This window comes from Neisseria sp. HMSC03D10 (assembly GCF_001807625.1).
Taxonomy (GTDB): Bacteria; Pseudomonadota; Gammaproteobacteria; order Burkholderiales; family Neisseriaceae; genus Neisseria; species Neisseria mucosa.
In genome coordinates this window covers 279-9,195 of the sequence record NZ_KV789523.1, presented here as the reverse complement: position 1 = coordinate 9,195, position 8,917 = coordinate 279, and the positions used below count along the sequence as shown (strand labels likewise).

Annotated in this window: 8 protein-coding genes and 1 pseudogene; 7 read left to right on the top strand and 2 right to left on the bottom strand. The window is 50.1% G+C overall.

Translation table 11 applies throughout. The features are described from left to right. A pseudogene (locus tag HMPREF3066_RS04680) lies at window positions 1-1,906 on the bottom strand (type VI secretion system Vgr family protein); the annotation flags it as partial. A 2-nt stretch (window positions 1,907-1,908) separates the two neighbouring features. Here HMPREF3066_RS04680 and HMPREF3066_RS12180 point away from each other — a divergent pair. The 5 genes from HMPREF3066_RS12180 to prfH all read left to right on the top strand — a co-directional run bounded on the left by HMPREF3066_RS12180 (window position 1,909) and on the right by prfH (window position 6,543). Further along, complete coding sequence (locus HMPREF3066_RS12180; RefSeq protein WP_197067774.1) at window positions 1,909-2,283, top strand: HNH endonuclease; 375 nt, start codon at window positions 1,909-1,911, stop codon at window positions 2,281-2,283. A gap of 23 nt (window positions 2,284-2,306) precedes the next feature. Next, window positions 2,307-2,543 carry a hypothetical protein gene (locus HMPREF3066_RS04675; RefSeq protein WP_321178907.1) on the top strand — a complete coding sequence of 79 codons (237 nt, stop codon included), beginning with the start codon at window positions 2,307-2,309 and terminating at the stop codon, window positions 2,541-2,543. A gap of 280 nt (window positions 2,544-2,823) precedes the next feature. After that, the gene (locus HMPREF3066_RS04670; RefSeq protein WP_321178906.1) at window positions 2,824-4,083 is read left to right on the top strand and encodes an RHS repeat protein; all 1,260 of its coding nucleotides are present in this window, start codon (window positions 2,824-2,826) and stop codon (window positions 4,081-4,083) included. Between the two features lie 673 nt (window positions 4,084-4,756). Continuing rightward, the gene (locus HMPREF3066_RS04665; RefSeq protein WP_070440728.1) at window positions 4,757-5,896 is read left to right on the top strand and encodes an RNA ligase RtcB family protein; all 1,140 of its coding nucleotides are present in this window, start codon (window positions 4,757-4,759) and stop codon (window positions 5,894-5,896) included. A gap of 2 nt (window positions 5,897-5,898) precedes the next feature. Next, complete coding sequence (prfH, locus tag HMPREF3066_RS04660; protein ID WP_070440724.1) at window positions 5,899-6,543, top strand: peptide chain release factor H; 645 nt, start codon at window positions 5,899-5,901, stop codon at window positions 6,541-6,543. 120 nt (window positions 6,544-6,663) lie between these two features. Here prfH and HMPREF3066_RS13095 read toward each other — a convergent pair whose 3' ends face one another. Further along, entirely contained in the window at window positions 6,664-6,864 is a 201-nt protein-coding gene (locus HMPREF3066_RS13095; RefSeq protein ID WP_003675061.1) for a protein MIGRI, read from the bottom strand. Window positions 6,865-7,021: 157 nt separating this feature from the next. On the opposite strand from HMPREF3066_RS13095, the gene metX reads away from it, so the two are divergent. Beyond that, on the top strand, window positions 7,022-8,161 hold the full coding sequence (gene metX, locus HMPREF3066_RS04650; RefSeq protein ID WP_009312963.1) for a homoserine O-succinyltransferase MetX: 1,140 nt from the start codon (window positions 7,022-7,024) through the stop codon (window positions 8,159-8,161). Further along, the gene (gene metW, locus HMPREF3066_RS04645; RefSeq protein WP_070440721.1) at window positions 8,158-8,739 is read left to right on the top strand and encodes a methionine biosynthesis protein MetW; all 582 of its coding nucleotides are present in this window, start codon (window positions 8,158-8,160) and stop codon (window positions 8,737-8,739) included. Before metX ends, metW begins: the two co-directional genes overlap by 4 nt. The last annotated feature ends 178 nt before the right edge of the window (window positions 8,740-8,917 follow it).

Here is an 8,917-nt window from a genome sequence, read left to right as displayed (position 1 = left end):
TTTGCCCGACGGGGTGAAAAATACAGTTGCTATGCATTTCTGCGCCGACGACATTGGTCATCCAGCCTGCACCGACGTTCAGCATATAACCGGCACCGATGTTGGTCATCTGTCCGATGCCGACATTGTTCATACCGTTCAGGCTGACGGTTTCCTGTTTGTTGCCGCCGATACTGCTGACTTCGTTGGCAACAACGGTCTTGTTGCGGTTTGCACCGACGGTCAGCGCTTGGTTTTTGCCGACAGCAACGTTCTGATCTTGTCCGACAGTCAGTGCTTGACTCTGACCTATGCCTACTTTTTCGTTCAAGCCAACAGAACGGCTGCGGTTTTTACCCACGTTGACGCTTTGGTCTTTACCTACGCTGGTGCTTTGCTTGTCACCCACGCTAATGCTTTGGTTTTGGGTAATGCTGGAGGTCTCGTTTTGCCCCACCGATTTTGTGCGGTTTTGGGTAATCGAAGCCGTTTCGTTTTTTTGGACGGTTTTCGCCCGAACACCCACTACCGTAACCGTTTCGTTGTTGCCGATTGTGGTGGTGCGGTCGTTGTTGACGTTGCGGGTTTCGTTATTTTTAACCAGCGAGGTCAGGTCTTTTTGCGCTTGGAAATTGACCATCTCGGAACCGGCAGTATCGTTGAACATCAGTTCATTGAAGTTGGCCAGTGGCGAATTAAAACTTTTACTTTTGATACCTGACTGCTTGGCCGCAGCAGGAAAGCCCCATGGTGGCGACATTGCGCTGTTGTACAGACGACCCAATACAATCGGACGGTCGGCATCGCCGTTGATGAAGTCAACCAGCACTTCTTCACCGATACGCGGTGTGTTGATAGAGCCGTATCCCGCTCCGGCAGAACCTTGCGTTACCCGAACCCAGTTGGAGCTGTTTTCATCCATTTTGCCGTAGCGGTCCCAATGGAATTGGACTTTAATATCGCCATACTCGTTGGTATAAACCTCTTCTCCGGCAGGACCTGTTACCGTAGCCGCCTGTGTACCTAATACTTTGGGTTTCGGCGTTTTAAGGGGAGGGCGGTATGGGTAGGATTTGGGCAATACGCGGAACGAAATTCTGAATTTGCCGATACGGTCGCCGGTAGTATAGCCGGCTTCTTCAAAATCATAATCTGCTTTCAGAATGGTGTATTCGGTATTGGATGAGGAATGCGGGTGTTTGCTCAGGGTAAACGTATAACCCGGAGCTACTGTCAAGGCAGTACCCGAACCGGTAATGATCTTGGTTTGGCTTTTCAGATCTTCACTGCGCACCTGACTGTAATTTTGTGCTTCGGATACATCGCTAAAGCCGGTATAAAAATCATAATGTTCCATAGGAACAGAACTGAAATCGTGAACCGAATCAGAAGATTTCATCGGGACTTTGGCGTTTTTATAATTGTATTCTTGGGTCACGAACTGGCTGGATTTCAAGGCATCCCGTTCTTCCCATACGTCGATATAGGCGATGTTGGGTGCGCCGGGTGCAGTATTTTTGGAATGGTAAGGAATGTTGGGAGAAGGGATGGCTTCTAGAGTACCGACATCATCAGCGATAACCAGCTCGTGCGAACCGTTGCTGTGGGTAAAATAATAGTAGATGCCTTCCTGTTCAAACAGGCGGTTTAGGAAATTAAAACTGTTTTCCTGATATTGGACACAAAATCCTCTGGTACGATAGCCTTTTTGGCATTTTACCTGGAAGGGGAAGCCGAACGGCGACAAGACTTCATTGGCAATATCCAGAACGGACTTGTCGACAAATACCCTGCTGTCCGTATTTTGGGTGAGATACCACATAAACGGACGGGCTGTACAGGTGTAGGCGTGATAGTTTTCTTCGTCTTCATCTTCGCCGATATAGCCGAAGTCAGTCACCAAACCGTTCAGATAGCGCGGACTACCTATTGGAAAAACGGTCTTTAAATGCGCTGTTTTTGGCCGTTAATGTTTCCAGTTTCTCTGAACGCGCCAATACGGCGGCCTCCCCTGACAAATTGGTAAACTTGCTGTATCGTTATCCTGAATTAAAAGAATGGATGAAATCTGGAGATATGAGTTCAAGTCCCAATTGGGGAAAAGGTAAAAATAAACAGGGACTAACGTGGCATCATCATGAGGATACAAAAAGGTTGGTACTGGTTGATTATAATGACCATAGAAGAAATCATGGTCTATATCACCCACAAAGAAAAGGCGGAAGAAGTATATGGGGAGGTGGTAGACCAGGTCGACGAGGAAAATTAAACGGTCGCACTGGTAAACCATTAGGTAAATGTTAATTTAATCATAGAAAGAACAAAAAATGAATTTAGATAAATTTTATAGAAGAAAAATTAGTATATCAGAAGTTATTGATTGTGCTAGATTATTCAATGATGATGATACTGATAAATTTGCCAAATTTCCATACATATATATTTCTTCTGATGAAGATGAGAGTATTCTTGATTTAGAGACGGTTTGTTATTTGGATAACGGCCCAAAAATAATGGATGGAAAAGAAGTTTTTCCTGATTTTGTAAACGAAAAAGGAAACTAGGAGACTTATCTACATTATAACTTGATACGTTACTACGAACCTCAAACTTGGCAGTTTGTTTAATCAGGAATCGATTGGGTTGTTGAGTAGAGATAACCTTTTTTCAGACGACTTCAATATTTTATTAAGGTCGTCTGAATCATTTGTTTTTTAACAATCTCATTAGTAGTTAACATAGAGGTCGTCTGAAAACCAACTTTCAGACGACCTCTACCAAATCGCCTCCCCCGACGGCGGCGCACGGCTGCTGTTTGCTGAAGTTAATTTTGGCTACGGCGATTTGACCACCGTTTACGGACGCGACGGCAAAAAACTGCGCGGTTTCGCCTACCGCAACCACATCATGGTCGAACACAGCCAGCCCGACGGACTGGTATCCCGCTACGAATACGACCGTTACGACTCCGACGGCAAAGTGCTCAAAAGCAGCAACAACCTCGGCGAAGAATGGACGTTCGACTACCGCAAAGACCATACCGTCGTTACCGACGCATTGGGACGGACGGAAGTGTACGGTTTCGACGAAAACCGCGAACTCGTCTACCGCATCGACGCTGACGGACAACGCAGCGACAGCGAACGCGACGACTACGGCCGCATTACCGTAGAACGCGATCCCCACGGACGCGAAACCCGCTATCTCTACGATACCGAAGGCAACGTCATCGCCATCACCGCGCCGGACGGCAGCAGCACCCAAATCGACTACCACGAAACCCTCAACCTGCCGGTTGCCGTCAACGATCCCGCAGGCAGGATTACCGCCTACGATTACGACAAACGCGGCAACCTCATCAGCATCACCGACCCCGCCGGTTACACCACAAGCTACGGCTACAACGCCCAATGGCTGCCCGAAACCATTACCGACGCCTTAGGCAAAACCCGACGTCTACACTACGACACCCTCGACCAACTCGTCTGCTTTACCGACTGTACCGGCGAAACCACCCGTTTCGGTTACACCGAATACGGCGATCTCGAAACCGTTACCGATGCGCTGGGCCATACCACCCGCCACCACTACGACGCAGCGGGCAACCCCGTCCGTACCGACTACCCCGACGGCAGTCACGAAACCTTCGAATACGACCGCCTCAACCGGCTGACCGCCCACATCGACGGACTCGGTGCCAAAACTGCCTACGAACTCGCAGTGGACGGACTGCCGCTCAAACGCACCAACGCGCTGGGCCATACCTTCGCCTACGCCTACGACAAAGCCCGCCGTCTGACCGTCCTCACCAACGAAAACGGCGAAACCTACCGTCTTGATTACGACCAAACCGACAACCTGATCCAAGAAACCGGCTGGGACGGCAAAATCACCGCCTACGGCTACGATGCCGCCGGACAACTGGTTCAACAGACCGAATACGGTCAAAGCAATAATGAAGGTCGTCTGAAAGACCGTCCCGAGACTTGGCACCGAGCGGTTTGTTTTTTTGTATTGGTTGGTTTGAGTATTAATGGGAATACCCTCGTTGAGTTTGGCACAAATTGTGGCACAAATTGTGGCACAAATGACCGCAGCCAGTAGTATATGAACAGATAAAAAACGCTCTAAATCAAGGGCGTTTGTCTATACACATACTACTGGTTACCGGCTAGGTGGGTTCGATTCCTCCCGCCTCCACCATACCCTATTTTCAGCGGTATCCTGTAATACGCATAAAGCCTTGAGCTTTAACGGTTTCAAGGCTTTTTTATTACCTCAAATATGCTGGCGTATGCTTGAGTTTTTATCATTTATGGGGTAACTTTTTGGGTAAGTTTTTGGGTAAGTTTTTGGGTAAGTTTTCAGGAATTGCATCAAAACGTGTTTCAAATGTACCGTTTTGTCTATTTGAAGTTTTGTACCTATTCTGCTAGAGCGGTTATGCTAAAAAACACAGTTTGATTGTAACGTTTCAAACATTTCCCCTATAATCCGCCTGTTTTCAATTTTCACATGCAAAGAAAGGAGCAGCCATGACACGCAATACTTCAATCCGCTCAATCACATTCTTTGCAGCCTAAGCGTCGGTCTGATTTTCGGACAACGCGTTCCCGCATTTTCCCTATCGCCCGCTTCGGGCTGCTTTCCTATCAATCGGACAGAGGTCGTCTGAAAACGTCAGACGGCAGTCGGTATATTTTCAAACCGGGCATCTTTTTTGTTTTGTCGGTTTGGATTCGTTTTGCCATCTGTCCGTTTTAAAGAAAGCATACACATGGGCAATTATCAAAATCCCCATCATATTCATATCATCGCTGATTCGGAAACCTGGATTGAAGGCAACGCCGTCGCTCAACTCGAAACCACCGCCAAGCTGCCGCACATGCTGCGCGTAGCCGGTATGCCTGATTTGCACGCGGGGCGCGGTTATCCCGTCGGCGCAGCGTTTTTCAGCGAACACCATTTTTACCCCGCGCTCATCGGCAACGATATCGGCTGCGGCATGGCGTTTTGGCAAACCGGTTTGTCCGCCGCCAAGCTCAAACCTGCCAAACTTGCTAAGCAGCTTGGCAACATCGATACGCCTTTGAGCCAAGACGAACAAGAAGCCTTGCTCAGAGAACCCGCATCCGATTTCCCGTTTTCAGACGACCTCGCTGTCGGCACCATCGGCGGCGGCAATCATTTTGCCGAATTGCAAACCGTCGAAACCGTTTACCGCGACGATTTGCTTCCCGCTGCCTTTGATTCAAACCGTTTGCAATTGTTGGTACACAGCGGTTCGCGCGGACTGGGTCAGCAGATTTTGCGACGGCACATCGAAGCCTACGGACATCGGGGTTTGGCGGAAGGCAGCGAGGCTGCGGCGGACTATCTTGCCGAACATCAGGCAGCCTTTGAGTTCGCCCGTTTAAACCGTCGTCTGATTGCCGCCAGAATGCTCGACCGCTGGCGCACGGAAGGCGAATGCCTGCTCGACGTGCATCACAATTTCCTCGAACAAGCCGAAATCGCGGGGCAAACCGGCTGGCTGCATCGCAAAGGCGCAACGCCCGCCGATAAAGGTCTGGTCATGATACCCGGCTCGCGCGGCGATTACAGCTATCTGGTTCTGCCGAGCCAAGATTGCCAGATTTCGCTAAACACATTGGCACACGGCGCAGGACGGAAATGGCAGCGCGGCGAATGCAAAGGCCGCCTGTCGCACAAATATTCCGCCGACAGCCTGCGCCAAACCGCATTCGGCAGCGTGGTCGTTTGTCAGGATAAGGCTTTGATTTTTGAAGAGGCTCCGCAGGCTTATAAAGACATAGACAGCGTCATTTCAGCCATGAAAAACGCAGGTCTGATTGAATTGGTCGCCCGCTTCAAACCCGTTTTGACTTATAAAACCAGCGGCGGATGTGGAGAATAAAAATGAAGCAAAACTTACAAACGGTTTATCTGCAAATTTCTACAGCCCAAGGGCCTGCCGAATGCCGCATCTTTGCCCGTTTCGTATTGGGCAGGCTGCTTGCCGAGGCGAAGGCGGAAGGTGTCGAGGTGGAAATCATCTCCGAAACCGCCGATAAACACGGCATTATGTCGGCGGTGCTTAAATTGGACGGCAAGCATGCCGAAACTTTGGCACAGCGTTGGCAAGGGTCGCTCCAATGGGTGTGCGCCAGCACCGTCCGTCCGAAACATCCGCGCAAAAACTGGTATATCGGCGTTTTCCGCATGCCCGATATGCCTGAAATGCCATCTGGAAGCGAAATTGAGTTTCAAGCCTGCCGTTCGGGCGGCAAAGGCGGGCAGCACGTCAATAAAACTGAAAGTGCCGTCCGTGCCACTCATAAGGCAAGCGGTATTTCCGTACGGGTCGAAAGCGAACGCAGTCAGCATGCCAACAAAAAATTGGCTTTGACCCTGCTGGCGCAAAAGCTGGCGGAACATCATGCCGGACAGACCGACGATTACGCCCGCGCACAGCACAGCCAGCTTTATCAGGTGGAGCGCGGCAACCCGAAACGGACGTTCGTCGGAACGGAATTTAAGGAGAAGCCGGATGCTAAATCTTGAGCTGAGACTGCGGCTTTGGCAATGTCGCGATTACCTGTGTTTTTAATATACTGGAAAAGGTCGTCTGAAAATCTGAATTTGTGTTTTCAGACGACCTTTTGTCTGGCTATCAACATCCGTTCAATAAGAATCCGGAATGTGTTTGAAATACAGCATGACCAGATACCAAAACAGCGTCGCTGCGGCAGCACCGAGCAGCACCCATGCGCTGATTTTGGCGACATCGCGCAGGGCGCGTTTTTGCTTGCGGCTGAAGAGGCGGTTGATGATCAGCGCGGCAAGTGCGAAAAAGAAAAAAATACGGAAAAGTCTGCCTATCATATCGGGAAACGGGGGAGGTCGTCTGAAAAAGTATGGTTTGGGCGCGGCGGCATGGGGACGGATGTTTCAGCGCGTCGTGCTGCTTGTCCGCCCGTGTCAAAAAGTCATGCCGTTTGCTATATAATAACGCTTTTCGCCGCATTTGTTGGAACAGGATATGAGTCAAAGTGCCTCGGTGGGCATTGTAACGCCCCAAAAAATTCCGTTTGAGATGCCGCTGGTTTTGGAAAACGGTAAAACTTTGCCGCGTTTCGATCTGATGATTGAAACCTACGGCGAGCTGAATGCCGAAAAAAACAATGCGGTTTTAATCTGCCATGCGCTGTCGGGCAACCATCATGTTGCGGGCAGGCATTCGGCGGAGGATAAATATGCGGGCTGGTGGGACAATATGGTCGGACCCGGCAAACCGATTGATACGGAACGTTTTTTCGTGGTCGGTTTGAACAATCTGGGCGGCTGCGACGGCAGCAGCGGGCCTTTGTCGATCAATCCTGAAACGGGCAGGGAATACGGCGCGGATTTTCCGGTGGTTACGGTAAAGGACTGGGTAAAATCCCAAGCCGCGCTTGCCGACTATCTCGGCATCGAACAATGGGCGGCGATTGTCGGCGGTAGCTTGGGCGGTATGCAGGCTTTGCAGTGGACGATTTCCTATCCCGAGCGCGTTCGCCATGCCTTAGTGATTGCATCTGCGCCGAAACTGTCCACGCAAAATATCGCGTTCAACGATGTGGCGCGTCAGGCGATTTTGACCGACCCCGATTTCAACGAAGGACATTACCGCAGCCACAATACCGTTCCTGCACGGGGCTTGCGGATTGCCCGCATGATGGGGCACATCACTTATCTTGCCGAAGACGGTTTGGGCAAAAAATTCGGACGCGATTTGCGTTCAAACGGCTATCAATACGGTTACGGTGTTGAATTTGAAGTGGAATCCTATCTGCGCTATCAGGGCGACAAATTCGTCGGGCGGTTTGATGCCAACACTTACCTGCTCATGACCAAGGCACTGGACTATTTCGATCCGGCGGCGGATTTCGGCGACAGCCTGACCCGTGCCCTGCAAAATGTGAAAGCGAAATTCTTTGTTGCCAGCTTCAGTACCGACTGGCGTTTTTCGCCCGCGCGTTCCAAAGAGCTGGTCAAAGCGCTGATTGCCGCGCACAAGCCGGTGCAGTATATCGAAGTCAAATCCAACCACGGCCATGACGCCTTTTTGATGGAAGACGAGGCCTACATGCGCGCCGTAGCGGTTTATATGAACAATGTTGACAAGGATTGCCGATCATGAATTTGCGCGACGATTTGCAGTTGATTTACGACTGGATTCCCGAAGGCAGCCGCGTCTTGGACTTGGGCTGCGGCGACGGCGAATTGCTGGCGGCTTTGGTGGAACACAAAAAATGCAGCGGCTACGGCATCGAAATCGACACCGACAGCGTCATCTCCGCCATGTCGCGCGGCGTAAACGTCATCCAAGCCGATTTGGAGCAGGGTTTGGCAGAATTTGGCGACCAGACGTTTGACGTTATCGTTTTGAGCCAAACCATCCAAGCCATGCAGAATACCGAAAAAATCCTGCGCTGTCTCATGCGCGTGGCGAAACAGGCGATTGTCAGCTTCCCGAATTTCGGCTACTGGCGCAACCGCTTCCAAATCGCTATCGGCGGGCATATGCCGGTTTCCGAACGCATGCCTTATCATTGGTACGACACGCCGAATATCCATTGGTGTACGCTCAAAGACTTTGATTTATTGTGCGCCAAAAACAAAATCCGCGTCCTCGAACGCGCCGTCATGGCGGGTAACAAACAGGTCAAACATTTCCCCAACCTTTTGGGCAGCTTGGCGTTTTACCGCGTCGGGTAAAGAATGTTGTGAGCAGTCTTTTCTATAAAAAATTGGGAATCTGCTTTCAAATAAGTTATGTTGGATGTAGCCAAACCTCATTTTTTATCTGACAGAAGATGAGGTTTGGTGAATTTCGACTTAAGCTGAATAAAATTCTTGTTGTGTGAGACCTTTGCAAAAATAGTCTGTTAACGAA